This window comes from Mesorhizobium sp. WSM4307 (assembly GCF_007003945.1).
GTDB lineage: Bacteria > Pseudomonadota > Alphaproteobacteria > Rhizobiales > Rhizobiaceae > Mesorhizobium.
In genome coordinates this window covers 273,452-299,985 of sequence record NZ_VFTB01000001.1, presented here as the reverse complement: position 1 = coordinate 299,985, position 26,534 = coordinate 273,452, and the positions used below count along the sequence as shown (strand labels likewise).

Here is a 26,534-nt window from a genome sequence, read left to right as displayed (position 1 = left end):
TCACCATGCGACGGGCTTGGCGCCCATCGCCTCCAGATACCGGTTGCAAAGCAGGAATGGGTTTTCGAGCGTCAGAACCGCATCGGCGCGCGCCGGATGGTCGCGCAGAATGCAGCCGGTCAGTAGGCCCTGGCCTTCGATGATGTCCGCCAAAGCAAGCGTCTGCGCGGCAGCGTCGCCAAAGCCGATGAAGATGACGGGAGCGCCACGGCCAGCGAGCTGGTGCAGCACCGCGAGTATCAGCGGACGCCACAAGGGCAGATGACCGCTCGACTGGTGCGGGTCGATCTCGACTTTGAAGCGAGACAGCGTCAGCGACGCGTTGAGAAGCAAAACGCCGTCGTCGACCCATCGCTGCGCCAGCACGTCGGCGCTCTCGAGATCGACCGGGCCGTCCTCGATGGCGGCCAGCGTCGCCGGCCAATCGGCGAAGGACCGGGCATAGGCGAGATTGCCGGTGCGCGCCGCGACGATCTGCTGGGTGAAGGCGCGAATGCTCTTGGAGAACATCTTGTCGAGCTCGCGCCAGGCAGCGACATTGCCGGCCTCGAAGGCACGGCCGGTGGAAAAACCGGGCTCCGGATAAGGGTCTTGGCCAAGAATGACGCAACGCACATCCTCCGGCGCAATGCCGTCGAAGGCGCGTAGCATGTGCGCGCCCTTGGGCGCGCCAGGAAAAGTCTTATCGCGCCGCGACGGGAAGATCGGCTCCCAAGGCTCAAGCTCAAGCATCGGGTCGATGGCATCGAAATCCAGCGACACGGCACCAAGGGCGGCCCGCCAGGCCGGTGCGATGTCGTCGTGCCAACCCGCCAAGGTTTCAATCATCGCAGACCTGAGTTGAACCGGCATCGCGGCGACGCCCTCCCCTTTAACTTCCCAACGATCGGGACGTTACGAAGAACCTGACCAAAATGTCAACTTCCAAAATTACAAAACCTGACCATATCGTCAGTTTTTTTGAAACCATGCCACTATCGCTTGGGCCGATTTTCGAAGGGTGCTATAGAGCCCGGACAAGTACAGGCAGGGGGGCGGAGCGAATATGGCGGGACAGAAAGCGGCACGCCCGGGCGGCAAGAACCCCGAAGACAGGGTTGGCGCCAGGAACCGGGAGAAGATTCTGCGCGCGGCGGTCGACGTGTTCGCGCGAAAGGGCCTCGACGGGACGCGCATCCAGGAAATAGCTGACCATTGCGGGCTGCCCAAGGCGAATGTCTACTACTACTTTTCGACCAAGCAGGAAATCTACACCCACGTGATCGAGCATCTGCTGACGGGGTGGGACAAGGCCTTCGAGCACATCACGCCTGATCGCGACCCGCGCGAGGCGATTGCCGTCTATGTCCGCGCCAAGCTCGACTATTCACGCAAGCATGCAGCCGAGTCGCGTTTCTTCGCCAACGAAATGCTGCGAGGTGCCCACTTCCTGAGCAAGCAGCAAAAGCTGCACATGCAGCGGGTCACGCGCGAGCGGTCTGCCGTCGTCGAGGGCTGGGTGCGCGACGGCAAGATGGCGCCCGTCGATGCCCGGCATTTTTTCATCATGCTGTGGGCGGCGACGCAGTTCTACGGCGATTTCGAACCGTTGGCAGCCAATGCGCTCGAAAAGAGCAAACTGGCCAAGGCCGACTACGACGCAGCGGCCGCCGCCATCACGACTATCGTCCTCGACGGGTGCGGCGTCTCAGCTTGACAGCATCGAAATGCTTCTTGCGGCGCTGGACAATGGCGACAGCGCCGCCGCGCGCACGGCGATTGTCAGCGCCATTGCAGATGCGGCCGCCCGAATAAAGTTGCATGGCGGATTGGCGAAAAGTCCTGTTTGAATACATGCTGCTTGCCGGAATTGCATTGCGGATCATACATTGCACCACGGAAGTTTGGCCACGGGAAGATGATCTGTCGGCGAATACCCAGGCCCTCAGAGATCGAAGTTGGTCGGCATCATCACCACGTCGCGGATCGTCATGCCGCGCGGTCGCGTCAGCATGAAGGTGATCACATTCGCCACTTCGCCTGCTTCCAGCAGGCTGCCCGACTCCCTGGCTTCCTTCAGCTTCTCTGGTGGCCAGTCCGCTAGCAGTGCGCTGATCACAGGTCCAGGAGAGATCGAGCCGACCCGAATACCGTGCTTGAACACCTGACGTCGAACCGTCTGCACAAAGCAGTTGATCGCCCACTTGGACGATGCATAGACCGGCTCCCATGGCGTCGGGAAGTGGGCTGCCAAAGAACTCGTAACGATGATGTCGCCCGTTCTACGGTCGATCATGTGAGGCAGCACGTCGTGCACATTCTTCATCACGACATTAACGTTCAGGTTCAGCATGCGGTCGATGGCACCTGTGTCGGAGTCGACCAGGTCACCACCCACATAGGTGCCCGCATTGGCATGAAAGATGTCGAGTCGACCTGCGGTTTCCAGAACGCGTGGCATCAGCGTCGCACAGTCCTTCGGGTCGAGGAGGTCGATGACAAGCGGGATGACCGCCTCCCCGTGTTTGGCCTGGTAAGCCTCGAGGGCAACCTTATCGCGATCGATCATCACGACGCGCGCGCCCTCACCCAACATTGCTTCGGTGCTCGCCAGCCCGATACCCGAGGCAGCCCCCGTGACCGCGGCAATCTTTCCTTCCAACTCTCTCGCCATGAAATCTCGTTCTATCTGAAACGCTGGAACCTTAGCATGAATCTCTCATCCCTTAGGATTACGCCGGCACCTAATTGATCCCGAAGCCGTATCGACCGGTATCGAGATGCCGTTCACCATGGCGGCACGCTCGGAGAGCAGGAAGAGCACAACTCCGCGACCTCCTCGGTCTCGATGAAGCGCCCCAACGGCATGCGCGCCGGTCCGGCCTTCTCGGGGTCGCCCTACGCCTCCCTCGCCAGCCCATGCCTTTCTCGAAATTCAGGACGTTATTGGGGCAATGGTCGCTTTCTCGGGACGCCTGGCATCGGCTTTACCGTTAGCTCCCGCAACCGGCACCCCGTTTGCACCTGATTCACACGATGACGCCGATCCGATATGCCTTCAGGCGAGAATGTGCGAGCGGCAGAGCAGCTAAAGGCAGCCGGTGTCCTGGCCAAGGTTGAGCCTCGAGCCATCAGGTTTCAAACAGCGGTCTCGCCGAGGAGGCCAGGTTCATAAATGAGGCGCTGCCCTGACCGTCCCAGCCGTCCAATCCGGCGATGCCAGCCGAGGACTAAAAGTACGGTCATCGACACGATACTTTGGGGCCGTTTTCTATTTCTATTTCAAAGCGTTAGATATCAAATAAGTACCGCGGCAACTGTAGTGCGAGTGACGGTACTTTCTTATGGGCGTGTCTCAGCGCGAAAAGTACCGTCAATAGTACCGTCGGATTCCAACCGCAGCGCTGACTGACAACACAGCCATGGTTGGCACAGAGGCATAAAAATCAGTGACTTAAGAGAGCGATGGCTTCAGTTGATGATGCAGGACCGATAGCCAACAAGACCGCAGATAACACTATCCTTTTTCACGCCGTTTCGCCGAATTTCGCAGGTCTTTTCCTATTCCCACTCGATCGTGCCAGGCGGCTTCGACGTCACGTCGTAGACAACGCGGTTGATGCCGCGGACCTCGTTGATGATGCGCGTGGCGGCGGCGCCCAGGAAGGCCATGTCGTAGTGGTAGAAATCCGCCGTCATTCCGTCGACCGAGGTGACGGCGCGCAGCGCGCAGACGAACTCGTAGGTGCGGCCATCGCCCATCACACCGACGGTCTGCACCGGCAAGAGCACGGCGAAGGCCTGCCAGATGGCGTCGTAGAGCCCGGCCTTTCGGATCTCGTCGAGATAGATGGCGTCGGCCTCGCGCAGGATTTCCAGTTTCTCGCGGGTGATGCCGCCCGGGCAGCGGATGGCAAGGCCAGGACCGGGGAACGGGTGGCGGCCGATGAAGCTTTCGGGCAGGCCGAGCTCCTTGCCCAGCGCCCGCACCTCGTCCTTGAACAGTTCGCGCAGCGGCTCGACCAGTTGCATGTTCATGCGCTCGGGCAGGCCGCCGACATTGTGGTGCGACTTGATGGTCACCGACGGGCCGCCGGTGAAGGAGACGCTTTCGATGACGTCGGGATAAAGTGTGCCCTGTGCCAGGAAGTCGGCGCCGCCGAGCTTTTTGGCCTCTTCCTCGAACACCTCGATGAACAGCCGGCCGATGGTCTTGCGCTTCTTCTCGGGGTCAACCTCGCCTTCCAGCGCCGAGATGAATTTTTCCGAGGCATCGACCAGGATCAGCGGCAGATTGTAATGCTGACGGAACATCGCCACCACGCCCGCCGCCTCATCCTTGCGCATCAGGCCATGGTCGACGAGGATGCAGGTGAGCTGGTCGCCGACCGCCTCGTGGATCAGCAGCGCCGCGACGGAGGAATCCACACCGCCCGACAGCGCGCAGATGACCTTGCCCTTGCCGACCTGCTTGCGGATCGCCTCGACCGCGTGTTCGCGGTAGGCGCGCATCGTCCAGTCGCCCTCGATGCCGGCGATGTTGTGGACGAAATTACGGAGCAGCCTGGCGCCATCGGGCGTGTGCACCACCTCGGGGTGGAACATGATGCCGTACATCTTGCGCTCGACATTGCCGAAAATGGCGAAAGGCGAGCTTTCCGACTTGCCGAACACCTGAAAACCCGGCGGCAAGGCGATCACGCGATCGCCATGGCTCATCCACACCTGGTGGCGCTGGCCGGTCGCCCACAGCCCCTCGAACAGCGGGCTGTCCTTCTCGATCTCGACGAAAGCGCGTCCGAACTCGCGATGGTTGGAGCTTTCGGCGACACCGCCCATCTGCACGCACATGGCCATCTGGCCGTAGCAGATGCCGAGCACCGGCACCCCGGCATCGAAGACGATCTGCGGCGCGCGCGGGCTGCCGATATCCGACGTCGAAGCCGGGCCGCCCGACAGGATGACGGCTTTGGGATTGATGCGCTTGAACGCGGCTTCGGCCGATTGGAACGGCACGATCTCGGAAAACACGCCGGCCTCACGGATGCGGCGGGCAATGAGCTGCGTAAACTGGCTGCCGAAATCGACAATCAGGACGGTGTCGGGATGATTGGCTGTTTTCATGGCGAGCGTTTAGAGAAAGAAATGAGTCGACGCAATGGGTTGCGTAGCCTGACTTTCAGACAGGTCTGGCCTGGTCGTTGGATGGAGCGGTTCGCAGCAGACCCGAGCCGATCGCCTGTTCGAGGCGCATGACGGCGTCGGCCAGCCTTTCGTCGATGACGTGGAGATATTCGGTCCAGTCGCCGACATGCCTGAGATCGGCAGCGCCGTCGGAAATACCGCGCAGGCCGATCAGGGGCACATCGAAGAGCTGGCAGGCGCGCAGGCAGGCGAAGGTCTCCATGTCGACCATGTCGGCCGCGATTGCATCATAGGCAGCGCCGGTGATGATGGCGCCGCCGGTCGACAGTGTGGCTTGCCTGACTTCAGGAATACGAAACGGCAGCGGCACGGTGACCGGCAGATCGAGAAAAGGGGTCGCGCCCTTTTCGAAGCCCAAGGGCGAGGCGTCGATGTCGCGATAGCTGACGGAGACGGCCTGATAGATTTCCGTCTGCTCCAGCGTCCGGCTGCCGGCTGAGCCGAGCGAGACGACAAGGTCCGGCAAAGCCTTCTGCGACTTCAGCCAGGACAGTTCCGCGCCCAGCCTGACGGCTGCCTCGACCGGACCGACGCCCGTCATCAGCGGTGTGAACAGTTTTTGCAGATGCGGACCATATTCGGCTTGCGCCGCCATGACGAAGAGAACGTCCTTGCCGCCAATTCGCGTAACGTTGACCATCACCCCGCTATCCCATCACGCCCAACCACCGTCATCATCGTTCCGGTCATGGTGGCGATCAGCTTGGCCTCGCCGTCGGCGGCGAAAGCATAGGCCTGGCCGTCGGCGACGATGATGGTGCGGCCGGGTTTGGTTACCGAGCCGCGGAACAGGAAGCGTTCGCCCCTGCCCGGCGCCAGAAGATTGACCTTGAACTCTATGGTCAGCACGCCGGAGTTTTCCGGCATCAGCGAGAAGGCAGCATAGCCGCAGGCCGAGTCCAGCGCCGTCGAAATCACCCCGGCATGCAGGAAACCATGCTGCTGGGTGAGCGCCGCCGAATAGGGCATCTCGATCTCGATGATGCCGGGCGTCACCAGCGTCAGTTCGGCGCCGATCGTCGCCATCGCCTGCTGGCGCGCGAAGGACGCCCTGACGCGATCCTCATAGTCCGGGGCCGGTACGATCTTTGCTGCCATCGCAATTGCCTTCGTTTGTCTGGCAAAGCTTATTGCAGAGGGATGGGCAGCAGGCAATCTCAATTGCTGCACTGCAACAATTCGTCCCGTCGGCCGTCATGGGTTGAGTGGCCGGGGATCCGGCTGGCTCAGTTGGTCCGGCGCAGCGCGCAGAAATAAAACCCGTCCGTGCCGCTCAGCAACGGCGACAGTGAGATCTCGCCGGCGGAACCGATCCGCGCGGCCGCCTCGTGGCCGGGGAAATGGCTCTCCCAAAGTGCGCGGTGGTCAATCGGAACAAAACGGCTGTTGCGCTCGCGGAACGCGGCGATCTGCTCGCCATTCTCCTCGGAGAATACCGAGCAGGTGATGTAGACCAGCAGGCCGCCGGGTTTGACATAGGCTCGTGCGGCATCGAGGATCGCCGACTGCTCGCCCTTGCGGGCATCGAGCTGCCTTTGCGTCAGCCGCCATTTGGCGTCGGGGCGCCGGCGCCAGGTGCCGCTGCCGGTGCATGGCGCGTCGACCAGCACGATGTCCATGTGACCAGCAAGCGGAGCGAGCTCGGCCGGCTTGGTGACGACCTGCACGTTGCGGTTTTCCGAGCGGCGGATGCGGTCGAAGATTGGCGCAAGGCGCGCTTTTTCGGCATCATGGGCAAAGATCTGGCCGCGATTGTCCATCGCAGCCGACAGCGCCAATGTCTTGCCGCCGGCGCCGGCACAGAAGTCGAGCACCTGCATGCCGGCCTCGGCGCCGGCAAGTGTTGCCGCTATTTGCGAGCCCTCGTCCTGGACCTCGAACCAGCCTTTCTGGAAGGCGGGCTCGGCCTGCACGTTCGGGTGCCTGCCGTCGCCGTCGATGGGCGGAATGCGGATGCCGAGCGGTGCGATCCGCGCGGCCTGCGCCCCTGTATCGGCCAGTTCCTTGAGCACCCTGGCGCGATCGGCCTGCAGCGTGTTGACCCTTATGTCGAGCGGCGGGCGGGTCGCCAGCGCCGCGCCCTCCCCGACCCATGCCTCGCCAAAAGCCCGTTCGAAAAGCGGTTCACACCAATCTGGTATGTCGGCACGCACGGCGGGCGGCGCGTCGGCAAGCCGGCGACCGGCAATCGTCTGCATCTCGGTGGCACTGAGCAGCGGCGGCGCGAACTTGTCGCCGTCGAGCGCGTCGTTGAGCGACTGCGCCGTCTGGCCCCATTCGAGCAGCAACGCGCCGAAGCCGACTGCGCGCGGCGTGTCTTCGCCGAGCAGCCAGCCGGCGGAACGTTTGTGGCGTAGCGCGTCGTAGACGATGTTGCCGATCGCCGCGCGATCACCGCCACCGGCGAAGCGGTGTGACAGGCCCCAATCCTTCAGCGCATCAGCCACCGGCCGGTGACGCCGGCCAATGTCCTCCAGCACTTCGATGGCCGCAGCCAGCCGTCCGCCCAGTCGCATTGATCATTCCATCAAATCGAGATTTATCGCCTGCTCTTAGAGCCTTTCGCGTTCGGATTGAACCCCGCTCCGCCACGCGACGAAGTGGCCGCCTGAAATCTGTCCGATCGATAAATATTGCGGGCCGGCAACAGCAGATCGATCAATAGATGCAAGGTCTCTAATGTTCGCAACTGTCGACTGCAAGCACGGCAGGTGGCGCAACTGCTCTGCTTTCCAAGTTTTTCCGTTGGGAATACTCTTCACACCATGATTCGCGGCGCGGAAAACGCGAACCGGCGGATCGCTACGAGGAGAGGGCAATGAAAACTTATCTGGCGGAAGTTCTAGGCACATTTCTGTTGGTGTTCATCGGCACGGCGTCGGTGGTGACGGGCGGCTTCGGCGGCGCGCTGCCGCTCGGGCAGGAAGGCATCGGTCTGGCATTCGGCATCGGTCTCATCGCCGCGGCCTATGCGATCGGCCCGATTTCGGGCGCGCATCTCAATCCGGCGGTGACGCTCGGCGTCTTCCTCGCCGGCCGGCTGCCGGCCAAGGACGTCATCCCCTACTGGATCGCGCAGATCATCGGCGCCATCCTGGCTTCGCTGGCACTGTGGATCATCGTTTCCGGCCAGGCCGGCGGCCACACAGGCGGCTTCGGCGCCAATGGCTGGGACGAGACGAAATGGGGCATGAGCTCGGCGTTCCTGTGGGAGCTGATCGGCACCTTCACCTTCGTCACGGTGATCCTCGGCGTTACCGCTGAAAAGCACTCGACGGCTTTTGCCGGTCTGGTCATCGGCCTGACGCTGGCGGGCATTCACTTCGCCATGATCCCGGTCACCGGCACCTCGGTCAATCCGGCCCGCTCCATCGGCCCGGCGCTGTTCACCGGCGGTGCGGCGCTCAGCCAGCTCTGGCTGTTCATCGTCGCCCCCCTGATCGGCGGCGCCATCGCCGGTGTGGTCGCCAAGGCACGCATCTTCGAGAAGGATTGATCCCGAAAGCCGGATGCAAAAGGCGCGGGCCACGGCCCGCGCCTTTTTTGTTGGATAGAGCTTGTCTGGATCAGCCGGCGATGTCGAAGCGGTCGGCGTTCATCACCTTGGTCCAGGCCACGACGAAGTCCTTCGCGAACTTCGCCTTGGCGTCCGCCGTCGCATAGACTTCGGCGAGCGCGCGCAGCTGCGAGTGCGAGCCGAAGATCAGGTCGGCACGAGTGCCAGTCCACTTCACTTCACCGGTCTTGCGGTCGCGGCCTTCGAACACGTCCTTGGCGTCCGATGTCGCCTTCCACTCCGTGCCCATGTCGAGCAGGTTGACGAAGAAGTCGTTGCTCAGCGTTTCCGGCTGTTTGGTGAACACGCCGTGCTTCGACTGCCCGGCATTGGCGCCGAGAACACGCAGGCCGCCGACGAGGACCGTCATTTCTGGCGCGGTCAGCGTCAGCAGTTGCGCCCGGTCGACCAGCGCTTCCTCGACGGTCAGCCGCTGCTTGCCGCTTACATAGTTGCGGAAGCCGTCGACAATCGGCTCCAGCGGCGCGAAGGAGTGGATGTCGGTCTGCTCCTGCGAGGCGTCCATGCGGCCGGGCCAGAAGGGAACGTCGACGCTGTGGCCGGCGGCCTTCGCGGCCTTCTCGATCGCTGCGTTGCCGCCGAGAACGATCAGGTCGGCAAGCGAGACTTTCTTGCTGCCGGTCTGCGCGGCGTTGAAGTCCTTGGCGATCGTCTGGAGCTTGTCGAGCACCTTGGCGAGTTCGGCTGGCTGGTTGACGGCCCAGTCCTTCTGGGGGCTGAGGCGAATGCGCGCGCCATTGGCGCCGCCGCGCTTGTCGGAACCACGGAAGGTCGAGGCCGACGCCCACGCCGTCGAGACCAGCTGCGACACCGACAGGCCCGAAGCCAGGATCTTCGCCTTGAGCGCTTCGGCATCCTGCTCGTCGATCAGCACATGATCGACCGCCGGGATGATGTCCTGCCAGGGCAGCTCTTCCTTCGGAACCAACGGGCCGAGATAACGGGCGACCGGGCCCATATCGCGGTGGGTGAGCTTGTACCAGGCGCGGGCGAAGGCGTCGGCGAACTGATCCGGATTCTCGTGGAAGCGCTTCGAGATCGTTGCGTAGGAGGGATCGAAACGCAACGCGAGGTCGGTGGTCAGCATGGAGGGTGCGTGGCGCTTGGCCGAATTGTGCGCGTCCGGCACCGTGCCGGCGCCGGCACCGCCCTTCGGCGTCCACTGATGCGCGCCCGCCGGGCTTTTGGTCAGCTCCCAGTCGAAGCCGAACAGATTGTCGAAGAAGTTGCTGCTCCATTTGGTCGGCGTCGTCGTCCAGATGACTTCCAGACCACTGCCGATGGAGTCACCGCCCTTGCCGGTGCCGAATTTGCTCGCCCAGCCGAGGCCCTGCTGCTCGATATCAGCACCTTCCGGCTCGACACCCACCAGGCTCGCATCGCCCGCACCGTGGGTCTTGCCGAACGTATGGCCGCCGGCGATGAGGGCCACGGTTTCCTCATCGTTCATCGCCATGCGCGCAAAGGTGTCCCTGATGTCGCGTGCCGCGGCCAGCGGATCCGGATTGCCGTTCGGCCCTTCCGGATTCACGTAGATCAGCCCCATCTGCACGGCGCCGAGCGGGTTCTGCAGATCGCGGTCGCCGCTGTAGCGCTCGTCGGCCAGCCACTTGCCTTCGGGGCCCCAGTAGACGTCCTGCTCTGGTTCCCAGACATCGGCGCGGCCACCGGCGAAACCGAATGTCTTGAAACCCATCGATTCCAGCGCGACGTTGCCGGTGAGGATCAACAGATCGGCCCAGGAAATCTTGCGGCCATATTTCTGCTTGATCGGCCACAAGAGCCGGCGGGCCTTGTCGAGGTTGACGTTGTCAGGCCAGCTGTTGAGCGGCGCGAAACGCTGCTGTCCGGCCCCGGCGCCGCCGCGGCCATCGGCGATGCGGTAGGTGCCGGCGCTGTGCCACGCCATGCGGATGAACAGCGGCCCATAGTGGCCGAAATCGGCCGGCCACCATTCCTGCGAATCCGTCATCAGTGCATGCAGATCCTTGATGACGGCGTCGAGGTCGAGGCTTTTGAATTCCTCGGCGTAGTCGAACGCCTCACCCATCGGGTCGGACAGCGACGACTGCTGATGCAGGATCTGGACGTTCAGCTGGTTCGGCCACCAGTCACGGTTGGTCCTGCCAACGGCTCCGTGCGCAACCGGGCATTTGCCCGCGCTTTTGTCATCGGTGTTCGCGTCCATCTTCAGTCTCCGATTTTTGCCGAGTTTTGATCTTTGCCAGGATTTTGGGGGCGGCTCGTCGGCCGCACCATCTTGGAATGATTCCAGACTAGGCCGCATTGGCGATAAAAACAAATTGCCTTTCCTGTTCCTTTCGATAGGATTTTCTTATGATCGGATTGACAGTTCGCCAGATGCATTATTTCGACGCGCTGGCGCAGACGCTACATTTCGGACGCGCGGCAAAACTGGCCGGCGTCAGCCAGCCGGCGCTGTCCTCGCAGATCGCGGAGATGGAACAGAGGCTGAACTGCCGGCTGTTCGAACGCGGCGGCAAGTCGGTGCGCATGACCGACGAAGCGATCGCGCTTTTGCCGCGCATCGAACGCATCCTGGCCGACATACGCGACGTCGAGACGACGGCAAGGCGCGGCCGCACCGCCATGGAGGGACGCTTCCGGCTGGGCATCATCCCGACGGTCGCGCCCTATCTCCTTCCGCGCGCTTTGCCCGAACTGAAAAAGCATTTTCCGGCCCTGCTGCTCGAATTGCGCGAGGCGGTCACCGCCACGCTGGTCGACGACATCGCATCGCGCAAGCTCGACGCCTTCATCGCGGCGCTTCCACTCGATCATCCGGGCCTGATCACCGAGGCGCTGTTTTCCGACCGGTTCTTCCTTGCCGTCCCGGCGGGCGACCCGGCCTTCGCCTCGCCGCCGGTTCCGCCCGAAAGCCCGGCGCTGGAAAGGCTGATGCTGCTGGAAGAGGGCCATTGCCTGCGCGAACAGGCGCTGGCGGTCTGCGGCAATGTGCGGCCGGTGGCGATGGCCAGCTACGGCGCCACCAGCCTGACCACGCTGTTGCAGATGGTGGCGCACGGGCTCGGCGTCACGCTGATCCCCGAAATGGCGACCGGCCCAGCCGGCACCATCCCCGACCTCAAGATCGTGCCGTTCCAGGAACCGATGCCGCAGCGCATGATTTGCCTTGCCTGGCGGCGGAACAATGCAAGGCATGGCGAATGCGTCGAACTGGCCAAGATCATCCGCAGCCTCGGCGCGGCGGTGTTGGCCGCGTGAGAAATGATCAACCGGACGTCAGAGAACGCGGGACAGAAACTCGCGGGTGCGCGGCGATTTCGGGTCGGCGATCATCTCGCGCGGCGCACCGCGTTCGACGATCACACCGCCATCCATGAAGACGAGCTGATCGCCGATCTCGCGGGCAAAGCCGATCTCGTGAGTGACGACGACCATCGTCATGCCGCTCTCGGCCAGATCGCGCATCACCTGCAGCACCTCGCCGACCAGTTCCGGGTCGAGTGCCGATGTCGGCTCGTCGAACAGCAGCACCTTCGGCTTCATCGCCATGGCGCGCGCGATCGCCACACGCTGCTGCTGGCCGCCGGACAGTTCGCGCGGATAGCGGTCGACCTTGTCGGCAACGCCGACGCGCCTTAGCAGGACTTCCGCTTCGGCCTTGGCCTGGTCGACCGGGACGCGCCGCACCTGCGTCGGCGCTTCGATCAGGTTCTCCATCACCGTCATGTGCGAGAACAGATTGAACGACTGGAACAGCATGCCGATCTCAGCCCGGCGTTGGCACAGGAGATCGTCCTTGACCTCGTAGAGCCTGTCGCCCTGGAGGTCGTAGCCGACGAACTGGCTGTCCACCAACAGGATGCCGCCGCTCAGTTTTTCCAGATGGTTGATGCAACGCAGGAACGTGCTCTTCCCGGATCCCGACGGGCCGATGATGCAGGCCACCGAGCCCTCGGGCACGTCGAAGTCGACACCCTTGAGGACCTCGAGCGAGCCATAGGTTTTGCGCACGCCGCGCGCGAACACCATGGAATCGGCCGGCACGCCGAAGCGGGCGCGATTATCGGACTTCACATCGCTCATCGGGCAATGCCGCGCAGGCTGATCACGTTGCGCAAGGCGCGCATCGTCAGAGGTTCACGGCGCGTGTCGCTACGGCCGAAATGGCGCTCCAGGAAATGCTGCCCAACCGACAGGATGCTGACCACGGCGAGGTACCAGAAGGCGACCACGATCAAGAGCGGGATGGTCTCGAAGGTGCGGGCATAGATGCTTTGCGCGGTGTAGAACAGGTCGTCGACCGCAATGAAGGTCACCAGCGACGTCATCTTCAGGAGGTTGATCGCCTCGTTGCCGGTCGGCGGCAGCACGAAGCGCATGGCTTGCGGCAGGGTGATGCGCTTCAGGATCATGCGGTAGGGCATGCCGAGCGCACTCGCCGCTTCCGCCTGGCCCGACGGCACGGACTTTATGCCGGCGCGGATGATTTCGGCCATGTAGCCGGCCTCGCACAGCGAAAGCGCGACGACCGCGGAGAAGAACGGGGTCATGAAATCATTGGTGCGCACGGAAAACGGCGTGCCCAGAAAGGGCAGAGTGAGCGAGATTTCGCGCACCAGCAGCGACAGGTTGAACCAGAAGATCAGCTGGATCAGCGCCGGGACACCCCGGAAGAACCAGACATAGACCCCCGCGAAGGCGCGCAGCACCGGACTTGGCGACACCCGCATGATGGCGATGACGGTGCCGACCACGATCGCCAGCGCCATGATGATGACGGTGAGCACCAGCGTGTTGCCAAGGCCGCGCATGATCGAGGGATGGAACAGGTAGCCGGCGGCCGTGTCCCAGGCGAAGGCTGGGTTGCTGGCAAAAGCGCGGACGATCAGGAAGGCCAGCAGCAAGGCGAACGCGGTGCCGATCCAGATGCCGTAGCGGCGCTGCGGCACGACGGTCAATCGTGACACGGCGGCGGCAATGCCGGGCTCGACGCCAATCTCGGTCGGGTGGGCCACGCCCATCAATGGTCTCCTGGTTGCTGGCCGGCGCCTGACTTAGGATCAGGCGCCGGGCAATTCCTATTCGGCGCGAAGCGCGTCCATGGTGCCGACGAAATAGGGTTCCTTGATCGCGTAGGCGCCCATGCCGTATCTGTCGAGGATAGCCTTGTAGGTGCCGTTCTTGAACAGTTCGGCAAGCGCGCCCACCATCATGTCGGCGGTCTCCTTGTCGTCCTTGGCAATCGCCATGCCGAGCGGCGCGACCTCGTAAAGCGTCGGCAGCACCAGCAGCTGGCCCTTGCTCGTCACCTCGAAATAGCTCGAGGCGGTGGCATCGTCCATGCGGGCGTCGACGCGATCCGACAGCACGGCCTGGACGATATCGGTCGAGGAGTTGAAGACCGACTTCGCGATGGCCGCCTGGCCCTTGTCGGTACACTCCTTGCTCAGCTTGTCGACAAGGAAGTCCGAGGCGCTGCCGGCCGAGACGCCGATGCGCTTGCCGCAGAGCGGGGTGTCGCCGCTGAAGCTCGCCTTCTTGTCGGGCGATGTCGAGACCGCGAGCCCGGCCTTGAGGAACATGACGAAATCGACCTGCTTCAGCCGCTCGGGCGTCGCCGAGAACGTCTCCCAGGCGATCTTGAAGCGGCCGGCCGCAAGGCCAGGGATCATCGAGGGAAAGGGCGTGCGCTGCACGTCGAGCTTGGCGTCGACGAGCTTGGCCACCTCGCCGGCCAGTTCGATGATGATGCCGGTCTGCTTGCCGTCGGCATCGAGATATTCGAACGGCGCATAGTCCAGCGTGTTGGCGACGGCGAGCGTTCCGCTCTGCTTGACGTCGGTGGATTTCGCAACCTCGGCGGCCTGGGAAACCTCGCCCCAGGCCATGGTGGATATCGCCAGCGCAAGGCCGGTCATTCGCAGATATGCATTCATTGCTGTTCCCCTTACTTTTGCTTGTTTGCCGTTATGCGCCGGCGGCTTCCGCCGCCTTCTTCTTGCGATAGTGGTAGTTCTTGTCGATGCGCTCCATCAGATAGTCGCCGTAGAGCACCGGCCCGTATTTCGGCTGCGTACCGGCCGGCACGCAGACCGACAGCGCCTCGATCGTCTCGTCCATGGACGGATCGAAGAAAAAGGGCTGCGAATAGCGCTCGCGCCCCGACCGGTTGATGACCCGGTGCGGCGTCGAGACGAACTGGTCGTTCGACCAGCGCGCCAGTATGTCGCCGACATTCATCACGAAGGAATCTGGAACGGGAGGTGCCGGAACCCAGTCGCCGGCCTTGTTCTTGACCTCGAGGCCCCCGACATTGTCCTGCGCCAGCAAGGTGATGAAGCCGTAGTCGGTGTGCGGCGCCGAGCCGAAGAGGCCTTCTTCGTGGGGCTGCGTCGGATAGTGCAGCAGCCGCAGGAAGGTCGTCGGCTGCTCGAAATAGCGGTCGAGGCTGTCGGAGGGCAGTCCGAGCGAGAGCGCGATGGCGCGAACCATCTTGCGCGCGAGCGTCCCCATCTCGTCGACATAACGCTCTATCGTCTCCCTGAAACCGGCAAGTGCCGTTTCGTCGGGCCATTGGTTGGGGCCCTGGAGCGGCTTTTCGGCCAAGGCCCTTGGATCGTCGGCGCCGACCTCGTGCATGAAGAAGATCGATTCGCTCTGGTTGGGCTTGCTGACGGTTGCCACCGACGAGGTCACGATGGTCGAGCCGGCAAAGGGCAGATAGCCGCGGAAATTCCTGTCGATTTTCAGCTTCGCCTTTTCCTCTTCGGGCAAGGCAAAGAAGCTTTTGCTGGCTTCGCGCACGGCTTCGACATCGGCGCGCGGAATGGGATGCCCGGTGACATAGAGGAAGCCGATCGTCTCGAGATAGCGGCGCAGCGTCGCCGCCGTTGCCCGGACGGCGCCCTCATCGTCGCCATAGAGCGCCGAGACGTCGAGGATCGGAATTTCGGAAAAATCGCCGCGCTCTTGTGCATCCATTTTCGAACACCCTGTCTTGAACATAAGATACAGTACTGTATTTCTACACATCCGAACGGCCTCATCAATAGGCTTTCGATCGCAAAAGGAAGAGCGCTCAAACATGGCACCACGCAAGATCATCATCGACACCGATCCGGGCCAGGACGACGCCTTCGCCATCCTCTTCGCGCTGGGGTCGCCGGCCGAACTCGACGTGGTCGGCATCACCACGGTCGGCGGCAACGTGCCGCTTGCCCTGACGTCGAAGAATGCGCTCAAGGTGGTGGAGCTTGCCGGGCGGGCCGATGTGCCGGTGCATGCCGGATGCCCGGCGCCGATGGTGCGCAAGCTGATCACTGCCGAATATGTTCACGGCGAAACCGGCCTCGACGGCGCCGATCTTCCCGAACCGGTGACGCCTCTGCAGAGCGAACACGCGGTGAATTATCTCGTGCGCACCATCATGGACGCGCCGGAGGGTGAGTTGACCGTCTGCACGCTGGGGCCAATGACCAATCTCGCAATGGCCATGACCATGGAGCCGAGGATCGTGCCCCGGCTGCGCGAAGTCGTGCTGATGGGCGGCGGCTTCTTCCAGGGCGGCAACGCCACGCCGGCGGCGGAATTCAACATCTTCGTCGATCCGCATGCCGCGCATAAGGTATTCGACAGCGGCGTGCCGGTGACCATGGCTGGCATAGACTGCACCTACACCGCGCTGATGACGCCGGAATGGCTCGACCGACTGCGGGCAACCGGCAGCCGCGCGGCGGTCGAGGCCGCCAATCTGGCCGACTTCTACCGCCAGTACGGCACGCACAAATTCGAAACGCCGGCGCGCCCCATCCATGATGCCTGCGTCACCGGCTATCTGCTGGCGCCGCAAATCTATGAGCAGCGCCAATGCGCGGTGACGGTCGACATCGTCTCGCCGGAGACGATCGGCATGACCGTGGTCGACTGGTGGCATGTCACCGGCCGGCGCAAGAACTGCAATGTCCTGCGACGCATCGAACCGGCGCCGTTCTTCGAGTTGATGCTGGAGCGAATCAGCGCATTGCCCTGAGTTGCGCCGTCCGCGATAGATGGACACTTGATGAGTCGCGAAGCGCATCGAAGCCGACGAACGGTTTGCAGGCGTCGCGCATGGCGATGAAGGTCTTGATCAGATGAAAGCCGAAAGCGCCCCGGCCAGAAGCAAGAGACCGTCCAAGGCCGCCCCGCCTGCGAAAGCGGCGCGGCAGACGCTCAGCCGCGAAGCCTGGATCACGGCCGCGCGCAAGGTGCTGGAAAAGCGCGGCATCGGCGAGGTCAAGATCGATCGCCTGGCGCGCCAGTTCAAGGTGACGCGCGGCAGTTTCTACTTCCACTTCGCCAGCCTTGCCGATCTTCGCGACGGCCTGCTGCAGGAATGGCGAAACACCAATTGCGCGCCGTTCCGGGCCATGCGCGACATGCACGACATAGACGGCCTGCAGTTCTTCACCGACATCGTGCATGTCTGGGTCGATGAAGCGCCGTTCAGCCCGCTGCTTGACCTGGCGGTCCGCGACTGGTCGCGAACGTCGAAGAAGCTGGCGCGGGAGGTCAAGGACATGGACGATCTGCGCATCGCGCTGTTGATCCGCTCCTTCCGCGCCATGGGCTATCCCGAGGACGAAAGCCTGGTGCGGGCGCGCATCACCTACTTCCACCAGATCGGCCAGTACGCGCTGTCCTTCAAGGAGGATCCGGCAGTGCGCAGGAGCTACCAGCCGCTGTTCGGAGAGGTCTTGCTCGGACCGCTGGTGCAGGAGCCAGGCTCGGCGCCGCGGCCGTCGGTGATCCAGAGCGGACGGCGCTAAAGGGCGTGCCAGCGATAATGGGCTGCGGCGCGTCCAGCGGACCTCCGAATATCTACGAAGCAGCCGCCTCGTTGGTAATGGCGCGAGTCGCGTTCTGATGGGGACGTAGCAGAAAATAGAACGCGGCGACGTGCGTGATCATCAGCAGTGGCACGTAGATGACCGGGATCACATAGGTCGCACCCAACAATCCCGCATGGGCAGGAAGATCGGCCTGGATGGCGAGGTAATAGTCCCCGACGAGATCGACTGTCCCGACGCCATTGAAGGCAATGACGAATAGCCAGAAAAGCGGGCGTATCCTTACGGCAAACAGTGCCAGCATGGCCAACAGCCCGGTTGCGAAGTCGCCATAGGCGGCAAAGGTGGCGAAGCTGGCGGGCAGGTCGGGGCCGACGACGCCCGGAAGGATGAAGACGAGCCCGAAGAAACGGAAACTGTGCAGGGTGGCAATGGCGCGTTGCGCCGCGACCCCGTCCATCGAGCTCAGCCAGGGCCAGATGTAGGCACCAAAGCACAGCAGCCATGCGACATAGCCGAGAACGAGCTGGATCTGGAAAAGGATTTCCGTCGACATTGTGGTCTCCCGTCAGCTGTTGGTCGGCGCGGTCAGGATGCCGAGCCGGCCTTGCATGAGATTTCGTCCCAAATTGGCTGCAAGCTCGGCGAAGTCCGGCCCCATCACCACGCCGAGATTGGGCGAAGGCGGCGGACCCGACGCCCGCAACTGTGCGAACCAGGCCTTGGCGGCCTCGGTGTCGTCTTGCCATGCCAGCATGCGGAAGCCGGCCGGCTCGATCGCCTCACGCGTCGCGTCGATTGTCATGAGAAAGCTCGTCGCCGGTGTTCGCGCCCAGGGAAGCGGATAGTGCGGCTGGCCGCCGCCCAACACGACGTCGAAGGTGGCAAAACTGCCGCCTGATTTCAGCACGCGGCGAATCTCGCGATAGAGCCGCCCCCGGTCGAAGATGTTCATCGCCACATGCTGCAGCAGCACGATGTCGAAACGGCCGTCATCGAACGGAAGCTCCAGGGCGTTGGCGGTCTGGAACGACAGACGCTCGCCCTGCCCGGTGCGCTCGGTCAGGTAGCGCGCGGCATCCACGAAAGGCTCGCTGAGGTCAACGCCGATAACGTGGCAGCCATAAGTCGCAGCCAGGAAGCGCGCCGGCCCGCCGACGCCCGCGCCAACGTCCAGAACCGACATGTCAGCGGTGATGTCAGCCAATTGGGCAAGCTCGGCGGTGGCCGCAAGCCCACGGGTGTGAAACTGGTCGAGGGTGCCCAGTTGCTGCGGCGTGAGAAGCTGATGCTCCGGGCCGAACTCAGCCAGTACCGTCCTCAACCGTTCAGTCAGGCCGGTCGCGCGATAATGGTCGCGCACTCCATCAAGTTCATCGGTCATGGCAAGATGCTCCTGTCTCAAGCTCTTACCTAAACCCGCTTCCATCGTTCGACTATCCGGTGTAATCACAATGACCCATGAAGCAGAACTACACAATCCGACACGGGGCGCTGGAGGGCGTCGAGGTGTTCCTGGCTGTCGCCAGACACCGCAACTTCCGCCGCGCCGCCGCCGATCTCGGCGTGACGCCGTCGGCCGTAAGCCAGGCGGTGCGCGCGCTGGAAGTCCGCATCGGCGCGGCGCTGTTTGTCCGCACGACACGCAGTGTCGGCCTGACCGAGGCCGGTCAGCGCTTCCTCGACCGTGCCGGCCCCGGCTTCGAGGAGATCGTCGCCGCGGGCGAGGCCGCGCGTGACGTCGGCCAGCGGCCGACCGGCCTGCTGCGCCTGTCGGTGCCGCGCGCCGTCGTGCCGTTGATCCTGGAGCCGGTGATCGCTTCGTTCTGCCAGGCCTATCCCGAAGTCGAACTGGAGATCGCCGCGAGCGACGAGATGGTCGATCTGGCGACAGGCGGGTTCGATGCCGGCATCCGCCTCGGGCAGTTCATTGCCACCGATATGGTGGCGGTGCGGCTGACGCCGTCCTTCTCGTTCGTGGTCGTGGGCAGTCCCGACTATCTCGATCGCCATGGCCGCCCTGAGCGTATCGACGATTTGCGCCGGCATGCCTGCCTGCGCCTGCGTCGTTCCAACGGCGCCATCGCGCCGTGGACGTTCGCCGACGGCAACGAAGCGATCGAGGCGATGGTCTCAGGTCCGCTGATCGCCCACGACTATCCGACATTGCTCGGGGCCGCCATGCGAGGGATCGGTCTGGCGCAGACGCCGCGACCGGTCGCCGAAGGTCCGATTGCCCAGGGAAAACTCGAGCCCGTGCTGGACACCGTCGCCGCGATGACGCCTGGCGTCTTCCTCTATCACCCCGGCAAGCGCCAGATCCTGCCGAAGCTGCGCGCCTTCATCGATCACCTCAAATCCGCGATCTGAGGCAATCAAGAGTGCCGCCCTCTTGGCGTCATCGGCAGTTCGTTGCGGAAGTGGATGATTGCTCTCTCGATAACCCGGTCGGCAACGGTTTCCCGATCAGCGGGTGCCTCATCCCTGCATCCGGTCGCTTACTTGCACCAAATATTTCATGGTACAAATATCAAAAATACATAAGTAAAAAATACTACAAGATGGACCGTTCCGGTCAAGAACGTCGTTCTTTCCGTGCTGAAGCTTACATTGCATATGAAAAGCGCCAAGACCAAAAGGACCGCATCAGCAGCCGGCAACCCCAGGGTCAGTCCTCTCCCCGTCAGCAGGCTGGCAGCTGCGACTCCCGGTATGGTCAGGCCGATCGTGGCGCAGGCCGAACCCATCGCGACATTCAAACCGCGCTGCAGCTCGTTGTTTAGTGAAGCGCGCACCGCCGAAATGGCCTCCGGCATCAGCACCAGCCCCGCGATCATTGCCCCCACAATGCTGTCAGCCTGGCTCACCTGATAGGCAACGAGCGTATCTTCGACGCTTGCCGCGACCTGCTCGGCGAGCATGACAATTCCGATCAGCCCGGCCATCAGCAGCAGGGCGCTGGCAGAGATGTTCTCATGAGGGGCAGCGCGCACCGAAACGTCGTGTGGTTGTCCCTGGATAAAGTCTTCCCGGTGCCGGACGGTCTGCGCGAACACGAAGCTTGCATAGAGCAGCACTGAAAGGACGCTGACGAAACCAAGTTGGGCTGCCGAAAACGTGCCGGGATCCGTGGCCCGGGTGTAGGTCGGCAGAATAAGCGTCATGACGGTCAGCGCGATCAGAACCGCCAGATAGGCACTGGTCCCTTGCCGCAAGATGGCCTGCTTGCGATGACGCCAGCCGCCAAGCGCGAGACACATGCCGACAACGCCGGTGGATGTGATCATCACCGTCGAGAAGACGGACTCCCGTGCCAGCGTCGGGTTGTTCTCACCATGCAGCATCATGGAAACGATGATCGATACTTCGATTGCCGTGACGGCAAAGGTCAGCACCAGCGTGCCGTACGGTTCCCCTACCCGCCGAGCCACCGCCTCGGCGTGGTCGAGTACCACGAAAATGGTGACGAACATGATCGCACTCGACAGCGCACCGACAAGGATCCTGGCGTTCAGCGAACCTTGGTCCACCGACAGCCCGCTCGCTCTGACCGCGACAGCCATCACCAAGGCGGCCAGCGGCATCGCATAGGAAGTCATCGATCGTCCGAAACCGCTCATCCAAGCCCCTGCGTGCTTCTGCGAACCGTGGCTGCATTCGCGCACCGACAGATCGAAGCATTCACCCGTTCACGCCGTCTTCTGCGCCACCAGCCCCAGTTCCTCGACCATCGCCTGACGCATCAGGAACTTCTGCGGCTTGCCGGTCACCGTCATTGGCAATTCGGTGCGGAAGCGGATGTGGCGCGGGATCTTGTAGTGCGCGATCTGGCCGGCACAGAAGGTTTTGATCTCCTGCTCGGTGGCGATCTGGCCGGGCTTGAGCACGATCCATGCGCACAGCTCTTCGCCATATTTCTGGTCGGGAATGCCGAAGACCTGCACCTCCCTGACCATGGGATGGCGGTAGAGGAATTCCTCGACCTCTCTGGGATAGACGTTCTCGCCGCCGCGGATGACCATGTCCTTGACCCGGCCGACAATATTGCAATAGCCCTCCGCGTCGATGGTGGCGAGGTCGCCGGTGTGCATCCAGCCATCGGCGTCGATCGCCTCGTGGGTCTTTTCGGCGTCGTCCCAATAGCCCTTCATCACGGAATAGCCACGCGTGCAGAGCTCGCCCGGCGCGCCGACCGCGACGGTGGCGCCGTCGGCGTCGATGGCCTTGACCTCGACATGAGGGTGGATGCGCCCGACGGTGGAAACGCGCTTTTCCAGAGGGTCGCCGACGCCGCTCTGGAACGAGACCGGGCTGGTCTCGGTCATGCCGTAGGCAATGGTCACCTCGGACATATGCATCAGCGACACCACCTTCTTCATCACCTCGATCGGGCATGGCGAACCGGCCATGATGCCTGTGCGCAGGCTGGAGAGATCGAAGGTCGCGAAATCCGCATGGTCGAGCATGCCGACGAACATGGTCGGCACGCCATAGAGGCCGGTGCAGCGTTCCTGCGCCACCGCCTTCAGCGTGGCGCCCGGGTCGAAGCCCTCGCCCGGAAACACCATGGTCGCGCCCTTGGTGACGCAGCCCATCGTGCCCATCGACATGCCGAAGCAATGATAGAGCGGCACCGGGATGCAGAGCCGGTCGTCGACGGTGAGCTTGATCGCGGCGGTGACGAAATTGCCGTTGTTGACAATGTTGTGGTGCGTCAGCGTCGCGCCCTTGGGCGCGCCCGTCGTGCCCGAGGTGAACTGGATATTGATGGCGTCGTTCGGCTTCAGCCCCTCGGAAATGCGGTCGAGGCTGTCATGCTCGTCGCGGCCGGCCATGGCCAGCACGTCGGCGAAATTGAACATGCCCGGCGAATTGTCCTCGCCCATGCGGATGACGATCTTCAGATCAGGCAATTTTTGCGCCTTCAGCTTGCCCGGCGTGGCCTTCGCGATCTCCGGCGCCAGCGTCTCGATCATGCCGAGATAGTCCGAGGTCTTGAAGCTGGCGGCCGTGACCAAAGCCTTGCAGCCGACCTTGTTCAGCGCATATTCCAGCTCGGTCAGCCGGTAGGCCGGGTTGATGTTGACCAGGACCAGGCCGATGCGGGCGGTGGCGAACTGCGTCACCAGCCATTCCCAGCGGTTGGGCGACCAGATGCCGACGCGTTCGCCCTTTTCGAGACCCAGTGCCAGGAAGCCGGCAGCCAGCGCATCCACCGTGTCGGATAGTTCGCTCCAGGTGAAGCGCTTGTCTTGGCCGACGAAGACGGCGGCATCTTGCGTGGCGTATTTGCTGGCCGTGTCGGAGAAAAGGGCGGGAATGGTCTTGTCGAGCAGCGGCACCTTGCGCTCGCCCGAGACGTGCGCCCTGCCGTCGATGGGTGCGATAAAGACGCTGCCGGCGCGCCCAGCGCGGCCGCGCAGATTGGTGGCGTTCTTCAGCTCGTCGAGATTGACCGGCATCGCTGTTTCCTCCCCAGGCCGCGCCGAGTCTATCAGCCCGGCGTGGCAGTGGAAATCCTGTCGATGGTCGAGGAGTTCCGGTCCCTCGGAGCGGTGGTTTGGCTATCCGACCGCCACCGCCATCTTCGCCGCGATGTCGCGCAAGGTGGCTTCATCGCCTGCGGTTCGCGCCTTTTTCGAGGCGACCAGACAGGCCTGCGACTTCAACACCACGCCGTCGCCCAGCACCTTGAGATGGTTGGCGCGCAGCGTCGAGCCGGTGGTGGTGATGTCGACGATGACATCGGCCAGTCCAGCCGCCGGCGCGCCTTCGGTGGCACCGAGGCTTTCGACGATGCGATAGACCTGGATGCCGTGTTTCTGCGAAAAGAACTGCTGCGTCAGCCGCCAGTATTTGGTGGCGATGCGCAGCCGCCGGCCGTGGCGCTGGCGGAAATCGGCGGCAACGTCGTCAAGATCGGCCATGGTGTCGACATCGAGCCAGATTTCGGGCACCGCCACCACGACATCGGCATGGCCGAAGCCGAGGCGGGCGACGATTTCGGCGCGGGCTTCCCAATCGGCGAGGTTTTCCCGCACCAGATCTTCGCCCGTAATGCCGAGATCGACCGCGCCCTGGCCGATCTCGCCTGCAATCTCGGAAGCCGACAGGAAGGCGACCTCGACATTGTCCAGGCCCTCGACACGGGCATGATATTTGCGCTCGTCGCCGGGCAGGCTGATGGCGAGGCCGGCCTTGGCCAGCACCTCCAGCGCCTGTTCCTTGAGCCGGCCTTTCGAAGGGATCGCCAGAGTGATCATGGTGTCGTCTCCCGCAACGCCTCGATGCGGTCGAGCCAGACGGAAAAGCCGACGCCGGGGATGGCCGTCTTGGCGCCAAGCAGGGTCAGCAACCGGTCGTAGCGGCCGCCACCGGCCAGGGGACGCTCGCCGCCTTGCGCCGCGATCTCGAAGACCACACCGGTGTAGTAATCGAGCGGACGGCCGAAGGCGGCATCGTAGCGGATTTTTGCCGCCGGCAAGCCATGCGCCTCGATCGCCTTGGCACGGGCAGCGAATTTCTCCAGCGCGGCGCCAAGCGACAGCCCGGCGCCGGCGGCAAAGCTTTCCAGCGCCTGCGCCGCGCCATCGAGCGGCACGTCGATCGCCAGAAAGTTCTTCAGCGCCGCGAAGGCCTCGTTCGACAGCCGCACGCTGCGCAATTCGGCCTTCTCGATCAACCGCCGCGCAATGTCGGAGGGCGCGCGGCCGGCCGATGCCGACAGGCCGGCCTCTTCCATGCCGCCGGCGACGTGCGCCGAGAGACCTTCAAGATCCCCGTCAAGGACAAGGGCAGCGACGTCGCCGGAAAGCTGGCCGTTGCGCGGCGGGTTGGCAAGGTCGGCCAATGCCGCCTGCAGCATCGGCGCCGAGCCGAAGGCACGGGCCAGCCGCATGCGCCAGCCGCGCGGCAGCCCGAGCGCCGCCAGCACCGCTTCGAAGATGCCCTGATCGCCCAGCGTGACCTCAAGCGACCGGCCAGGCAGCACCAGCGAAAGCAGCGCATGCGCGTCGGCCACCGAACGGGCATCGGCTTCCGCCGTATCACGGTCGCCGAGATCCTCGATGCCGGCCTGGAAGAACTCGTTGCCGCCTTCGCGGCGCTGGCGAAAGACTTCGCCGAGATAGGAATAGCGGCGCGGCGTGCCGGCCTGCGAGCCTATATGGTCAAGGCAGACCGGAATGGTGAATTCCGGCCGCAGGCACAGTGTCTGCCCGGTCTCGCTCTCGGTAAGGAAGATGCGGCGGCGCAGATCCTCGCCGGCCATGTCGAGGAACGGGTCCGCCGGCTGCAATATGGCGACCTCTACCGCATGCGTGTTGCGGGTGGCGAAGAGACTGGTGATGTCGGCTGCGATGGCGGGGAAGCGGGAGGTCAATTTGGCCTCCGTATCGCACGATCAGCTGATTTGGGACCAGCGGGGCGGCCTCTACTTGCCACGCGCCCTCTCCTCGGCCTGCGCCGCCAGGATCTTCTTCACTTCCGCGACCAATTCATCTTCCGCCACCGTCACCTGCGCCGGGCGTGCGGCGCGCCATTCGGCGTTGTCGGTGATTTCGGCCGACATGCGCGCGCCTTCGATCAGGTCCTTGATCTGCAGCTCGCCCTTGGCGCGCTCGTCGCCGCCTTGGATGATGGCGACCGGGCAGCCGCGCCGGTCGGCATACTTCAGCTGCGCCTTCATGCCGGCCCCGCCGAGATACATTTCGGAACGGATGCCTGCGGCGCGCAATTCGCTCACCATCTTCTGGTAGCGGCCGAGGCTTTCGGTGTCCTTGTCCATGACCAGGACCACGACCGGCGCGATCACGTCGGCGCTGTCGAGCTTGCCGAGGTTCTTCAGCGCCGTCATCAGCCTGCTGACGCCGATGGAAAAACCGGTCGCCGGCACCGGCTCGCCGCGGAAGCGCGAGACCAGGCCGTCATAGCGCCCGCCACCACCGACCGAGCCGAAGCGCACGATCTGGCCGTCCTCGTTGGGGATTTCGGCCAGCAGTTCAGCCTCCAGGACGGGGCCGGTGTAATATTCGAGGCCGCGCACCACCGAGCGGTCCATGGCGATGCGGTCTTCGCCATATCCCGCCGCCCTGACCAGCGCTTCGATGATCGCAAGTTCGCCGACGCCTTCCTGATAGGTCGCGTTCGAATTGACCATGGAATCCTGGCCGGCCTGCGCATTCCTCGCCGTTGCCTGAAGAACCGCCTCGGCTTGCCCGTTGTTCAAGCCTGCCCCCTTGGCGAAATCGCCTTCGCCTTCCTTGCCGCCATCCCAGCGCCCCGGGCCAAGCAGGAGCTTCACCCCTTCCGGCCCGAGCTTGTCCAGCTTGTCGATGGCGCGCAGCACGGTCAGTCGGCGTCCGGCGTTCTCGTCACCGCCAAGGCCGATCGCCTCCAGCACGCCGTCGAGTACCTTGCGGTTGTTGACGCGGATGACGTAGTCGCCGCGCTTGACGCCGAGCGCTTCCATGACGTCGGCCATCATCATCGCCATCTCGGCGTCGGCGGCGACGCCCGGTGTGCCGATCGTGTCAGCGTCAAACTGCATGAACTGGCGGAAGCGGCCGGGGCCGGGCTTCTCGTTGCGGAACACCCAGCCGGAGCGATAGCTGCGGTAGGGCTTTGGCAGGCGCTCGTAATTCTCGGCGACGAAACGCGCCGTCGGCGCCGTCAGATCGTAGCGCAACGACAGCCACTGCTCGTCATCGTCCTGGAAAGAGAACACGCCTTCGTTCGGGCGGTCCTGGTCGGGCAGGAATTTTCCGAGCGCATCGGTGTATTCGATCAGCGGCTGGTCGGCCGCTTCGAAACCGTAAAGCTCAAAGACCGAGCGGATCGTCGCCATCATCTTTTCGACGGCGCGGATGTCCTCGGCGCTGCGGTCGGCAAAACCGCGCGGCAGCCGCGCTTTCGTCTTTTCCGATTTGTCGGCCATGAGATGTTTTGCCCGGTGTTTC

General features: G+C 63.5%; 24 protein-coding genes and 1 pseudogene. 6 read left to right on the top strand and 19 right to left on the bottom strand.

Going from position 1 to position 26,534, the window contains the following annotated elements; genetic code table 11:
* On the bottom strand, positions 1-852 hold the full coding sequence (locus tag FJV83_RS01330) for a uracil-DNA glycosylase (RefSeq protein WP_246691771.1): 852 nt from the start codon (positions 850-852) through the stop codon (positions 1-3).
* 193 nt (positions 853-1,045) lie between these two features.
* Here FJV83_RS01330 and FJV83_RS01325 point away from each other — a divergent pair, with 193 nt between their 5' ends.
* Complete coding sequence (locus tag FJV83_RS01325; protein WP_095771321.1) at positions 1,046-1,696, top strand: TetR family transcriptional regulator C-terminal domain-containing protein; 651 nt, start codon at positions 1,046-1,048, stop codon at positions 1,694-1,696.
* Positions 1,697-1,924: 228 nt separating this feature from the next.
* Here the strand turns inward: FJV83_RS01325 and FJV83_RS01320 are convergent, their stop codons facing one another.
* From FJV83_RS01320 to FJV83_RS01295, 6 genes and pseudogenes are all read right to left on the bottom strand, one after another.
* Positions 1,925-2,653, bottom strand: coding sequence for an SDR family oxidoreductase (locus FJV83_RS01320; RefSeq protein ID WP_095791132.1), 729 nt, complete (start codon positions 2,651-2,653; stop codon positions 1,925-1,927).
* Between the two features lie 45 nt (positions 2,654-2,698).
* Positions 2,699-2,892: pseudogene (locus FJV83_RS37685) on the bottom strand (SDR family oxidoreductase); the annotation flags it as partial.
* A 648-nt stretch (positions 2,893-3,540) separates the two neighbouring features.
* Positions 3,541-5,103, bottom strand: a complete 1,563-nt coding sequence (gene guaA, locus FJV83_RS01310; protein ID WP_010914447.1) for a glutamine-hydrolyzing GMP synthase — start codon at positions 5,101-5,103, stop codon at positions 3,541-3,543.
* A gap of 55 nt (positions 5,104-5,158) precedes the next feature.
* Positions 5,159-5,824 (bottom strand): 5'-methylthioadenosine/S-adenosylhomocysteine nucleosidase, encoded by a 666-nt coding sequence (locus FJV83_RS01305; protein ID WP_142886900.1) that lies wholly within the window; start codon positions 5,822-5,824, stop codon positions 5,159-5,161.
* The gene (locus FJV83_RS01300) at positions 5,824-6,282 is read right to left on the bottom strand and encodes a PaaI family thioesterase (protein ID WP_023686843.1); all 459 of its coding nucleotides are present in this window, start codon (positions 6,280-6,282) and stop codon (positions 5,824-5,826) included. The genes FJV83_RS01305 and FJV83_RS01300 overlap by 1 nt, the downstream gene beginning before the upstream one ends.
* Positions 6,283-6,410: 128 nt before the next feature.
* Entirely contained in the window at positions 6,411-7,700 is a 1,290-nt protein-coding gene (locus FJV83_RS01295; RefSeq protein WP_142886848.1) for an RsmB/NOP family class I SAM-dependent RNA methyltransferase, read from the bottom strand.
* A 302-nt stretch (positions 7,701-8,002) separates the two neighbouring features.
* On the opposite strand from FJV83_RS01295, the gene FJV83_RS01290 reads away from it, so the two are divergent.
* Positions 8,003-8,680, top strand: coding sequence for an MIP family channel protein (locus FJV83_RS01290; RefSeq protein ID WP_010914441.1), 678 nt, complete (start codon positions 8,003-8,005; stop codon positions 8,678-8,680).
* A gap of 70 nt (positions 8,681-8,750) precedes the next feature.
* Here FJV83_RS01290 and katG read toward each other — a convergent pair whose 3' ends face one another.
* Positions 8,751-10,949 carry a catalase/peroxidase HPI gene (gene katG, locus FJV83_RS01285; protein ID WP_095791129.1) on the bottom strand — a complete coding sequence of 733 codons (2,199 nt, stop codon included), beginning with the start codon at positions 10,947-10,949 and terminating at the stop codon, positions 8,751-8,753.
* Positions 10,950-11,098: 149 nt separating this feature from the next.
* Between katG and FJV83_RS01280 the strand changes: the two genes are divergently transcribed.
* The gene (locus FJV83_RS01280; protein WP_019860002.1) at positions 11,099-12,007 is read left to right on the top strand and encodes a hydrogen peroxide-inducible genes activator; all 909 of its coding nucleotides are present in this window, start codon (positions 11,099-11,101) and stop codon (positions 12,005-12,007) included.
* An 18-nt stretch (positions 12,008-12,025) separates the two neighbouring features.
* Here FJV83_RS01280 and FJV83_RS01275 read toward each other — a convergent pair whose 3' ends face one another.
* Genes FJV83_RS01275 through FJV83_RS01260 form a run of 4 tightly spaced genes read right to left on the bottom strand, consistent with a single transcriptional unit; the run spans position 12,026 to position 15,730 of the window.
* The gene (locus tag FJV83_RS01275; protein WP_095786830.1) at positions 12,026-12,832 is read right to left on the bottom strand and encodes an amino acid ABC transporter ATP-binding protein; all 807 of its coding nucleotides are present in this window, start codon (positions 12,830-12,832) and stop codon (positions 12,026-12,028) included.
* Positions 12,829-13,770, bottom strand: a complete 942-nt coding sequence (locus tag FJV83_RS01270) for an amino acid ABC transporter permease (protein ID WP_142886849.1) — start codon at positions 13,768-13,770, stop codon at positions 12,829-12,831. The genes FJV83_RS01275 and FJV83_RS01270 overlap by 4 nt, the downstream gene beginning before the upstream one ends.
* Positions 13,771-13,827: 57 nt before the next feature.
* Positions 13,828-14,685 carry an ABC transporter substrate-binding protein gene (locus FJV83_RS01265; RefSeq protein WP_095786832.1) on the bottom strand — a complete coding sequence of 286 codons (858 nt, stop codon included), beginning with the start codon at positions 14,683-14,685 and terminating at the stop codon, positions 13,828-13,830.
* Between the two features lie 31 nt (positions 14,686-14,716).
* The gene (locus FJV83_RS01260) at positions 14,717-15,730 is read right to left on the bottom strand and encodes a 2OG-Fe(II) oxygenase family protein (RefSeq protein WP_142886850.1); all 1,014 of its coding nucleotides are present in this window, start codon (positions 15,728-15,730) and stop codon (positions 14,717-14,719) included.
* Positions 15,731-15,833: 103 nt separating this feature from the next.
* Here FJV83_RS01260 and FJV83_RS01255 point away from each other — a divergent pair, with 103 nt between their 5' ends.
* Both FJV83_RS01255 and FJV83_RS01250 read left to right on the top strand, forming a co-directional pair.
* On the top strand, positions 15,834-16,778 hold the full coding sequence (locus FJV83_RS01255) for a nucleoside hydrolase (RefSeq protein ID WP_142886851.1): 945 nt from the start codon (positions 15,834-15,836) through the stop codon (positions 16,776-16,778).
* Positions 16,779-16,881: 103 nt separating this feature from the next.
* Positions 16,882-17,556, top strand: a complete 675-nt coding sequence (locus tag FJV83_RS01250) for a TetR/AcrR family transcriptional regulator (protein ID WP_142877606.1) — start codon at positions 16,882-16,884, stop codon at positions 17,554-17,556.
* A 52-nt stretch (positions 17,557-17,608) separates the two neighbouring features.
* On the opposite strand, the gene FJV83_RS01245 is transcribed toward FJV83_RS01250, so the two are convergent.
* Positions 17,609-18,133, bottom strand: a complete 525-nt coding sequence (locus FJV83_RS01245; protein ID WP_142886852.1) for a hypothetical protein — start codon at positions 18,131-18,133, stop codon at positions 17,609-17,611.
* Positions 18,134-18,145: 12 nt separating this feature from the next.
* Complete coding sequence (locus tag FJV83_RS01240; RefSeq protein WP_142886853.1) at positions 18,146-18,961, bottom strand: class I SAM-dependent methyltransferase; 816 nt, start codon at positions 18,959-18,961, stop codon at positions 18,146-18,148.
* A 77-nt stretch (positions 18,962-19,038) separates the two neighbouring features.
* On the opposite strand from FJV83_RS01240, the gene FJV83_RS01235 reads away from it, so the two are divergent.
* Positions 19,039-19,947 (top strand): LysR family transcriptional regulator, encoded by a 909-nt coding sequence (locus FJV83_RS01235; RefSeq protein WP_142886854.1) that lies wholly within the window; start codon positions 19,039-19,041, stop codon positions 19,945-19,947.
* Between the two features lie 146 nt (positions 19,948-20,093).
* Here the strand turns inward: FJV83_RS01235 and FJV83_RS01230 are convergent, their stop codons facing one another.
* The 5 genes from FJV83_RS01230 to hisS form a co-directional block, all read right to left on the bottom strand.
* Positions 20,094-21,197: a calcium:proton antiporter gene (locus tag FJV83_RS01230; protein WP_142886855.1), complete on the bottom strand. Its 1,104-nt coding sequence runs from the start codon at positions 21,195-21,197 to the stop codon at positions 20,094-20,096.
* 69 nt (positions 21,198-21,266) lie between these two features.
* Positions 21,267-23,039, bottom strand: a complete 1,773-nt coding sequence (locus FJV83_RS01225) for an AMP-binding protein (RefSeq protein WP_142886856.1) — start codon at positions 23,037-23,039, stop codon at positions 21,267-21,269.
* A gap of 102 nt (positions 23,040-23,141) precedes the next feature.
* Positions 23,142-23,840, bottom strand: a complete 699-nt coding sequence (hisG, locus tag FJV83_RS01220; protein ID WP_095786840.1) for an ATP phosphoribosyltransferase — start codon at positions 23,838-23,840, stop codon at positions 23,142-23,144.
* Positions 23,837-24,958 carry an ATP phosphoribosyltransferase regulatory subunit gene (locus FJV83_RS01215; protein WP_142886857.1) on the bottom strand — a complete coding sequence of 374 codons (1,122 nt, stop codon included), beginning with the start codon at positions 24,956-24,958 and terminating at the stop codon, positions 23,837-23,839. Before FJV83_RS01215 ends, hisG begins: the two co-directional genes overlap by 4 nt.
* Positions 24,959-25,009: 51 nt before the next feature.
* The gene (gene hisS, locus FJV83_RS01210) at positions 25,010-26,512 is read right to left on the bottom strand and encodes a histidine--tRNA ligase (RefSeq protein WP_142886858.1); all 1,503 of its coding nucleotides are present in this window, start codon (positions 26,510-26,512) and stop codon (positions 25,010-25,012) included.
* Positions 26,513-26,534 lie beyond the last annotated feature (22 nt).

Excerpts from the sequence above, each read along its gene's own strand:
- FJV83_RS01330 (WP_246691771.1), bottom strand. The coding sequence starts at position 852 with ATGCCGGTTCAACTCAGGTCTGCGATGATTGAAACCTTGGCGGGTTGG.
- FJV83_RS01325 (WP_095771321.1), top strand. The coding sequence starts at position 1,046 with ATGGCGGGACAGAAAGCGGCACGCCCGGGCGGCAAGAACCCCGAAGAC.
- FJV83_RS01320 (WP_095791132.1), bottom strand. The coding sequence starts at position 2,653 with ATGGCGAGAGAGTTGGAAGGAAAGATTGCCGCGGTCACGGGGGCTGCC.
- guaA (WP_010914447.1), bottom strand. The coding sequence starts at position 5,103 with ATGAAAACAGCCAATCATCCCGACACCGTCCTGATTGTCGATTTCGGC.
- FJV83_RS01305 (WP_142886900.1), bottom strand. The coding sequence starts at position 5,824 with ATGGTCAACGTTACGCGAATTGGCGGCAAGGACGTTCTCTTCGTCATG.
- FJV83_RS01300 (WP_023686843.1), bottom strand. The coding sequence starts at position 6,282 with ATGGCAGCAAAGATCGTACCGGCCCCGGACTATGAGGATCGCGTCAGG.
- FJV83_RS01295 (WP_142886848.1), bottom strand. The coding sequence starts at position 7,700 with ATGCGACTGGGCGGACGGCTGGCTGCGGCCATCGAAGTGCTGGAGGAC.
- FJV83_RS01290 (WP_010914441.1), top strand. The coding sequence starts at position 8,003 with ATGAAAACTTATCTGGCGGAAGTTCTAGGCACATTTCTGTTGGTGTTC.
- katG (WP_095791129.1), bottom strand. The coding sequence starts at position 10,949 with ATGGACGCGAACACCGATGACAAAAGCGCGGGCAAATGCCCGGTTGCG.
- FJV83_RS01280 (WP_019860002.1), top strand. The coding sequence starts at position 11,099 with ATGATCGGATTGACAGTTCGCCAGATGCATTATTTCGACGCGCTGGCG.
- FJV83_RS01275 (WP_095786830.1), bottom strand. The coding sequence starts at position 12,832 with ATGAGCGATGTGAAGTCCGATAATCGCGCCCGCTTCGGCGTGCCGGCC.
- FJV83_RS01270 (WP_142886849.1), bottom strand. The coding sequence starts at position 13,770 with ATGGGCGTGGCCCACCCGACCGAGATTGGCGTCGAGCCCGGCATTGCC.
- FJV83_RS01265 (WP_095786832.1), bottom strand. The coding sequence starts at position 14,685 with ATGAATGCATATCTGCGAATGACCGGCCTTGCGCTGGCGATATCCACC.
- FJV83_RS01260 (WP_142886850.1), bottom strand. The coding sequence starts at position 15,730 with ATGGATGCACAAGAGCGCGGCGATTTTTCCGAAATTCCGATCCTCGAC.
- FJV83_RS01255 (WP_142886851.1), top strand. The coding sequence starts at position 15,834 with ATGGCACCACGCAAGATCATCATCGACACCGATCCGGGCCAGGACGAC.
- FJV83_RS01250 (WP_142877606.1), top strand. The coding sequence starts at position 16,882 with ATGAAAGCCGAAAGCGCCCCGGCCAGAAGCAAGAGACCGTCCAAGGCC.
- FJV83_RS01245 (WP_142886852.1), bottom strand. The coding sequence starts at position 18,133 with ATGTCGACGGAAATCCTTTTCCAGATCCAGCTCGTTCTCGGCTATGTC.
- FJV83_RS01240 (WP_142886853.1), bottom strand. The coding sequence starts at position 18,961 with ATGACCGATGAACTTGATGGAGTGCGCGACCATTATCGCGCGACCGGC.
- FJV83_RS01235 (WP_142886854.1), top strand. The coding sequence starts at position 19,039 with ATGAAGCAGAACTACACAATCCGACACGGGGCGCTGGAGGGCGTCGAG.
- FJV83_RS01230 (WP_142886855.1), bottom strand. The coding sequence starts at position 21,197 with ATGAGCGGTTTCGGACGATCGATGACTTCCTATGCGATGCCGCTGGCC.
- FJV83_RS01225 (WP_142886856.1), bottom strand. The coding sequence starts at position 23,039 with ATGCCGGTCAATCTCGACGAGCTGAAGAACGCCACCAATCTGCGCGGC.
- hisG (WP_095786840.1), bottom strand. The coding sequence starts at position 23,840 with ATGATCACTCTGGCGATCCCTTCGAAAGGCCGGCTCAAGGAACAGGCG.
- hisS (WP_142886858.1), bottom strand. The coding sequence starts at position 26,512 with ATGGCCGACAAATCGGAAAAGACGAAAGCGCGGCTGCCGCGCGGTTTT.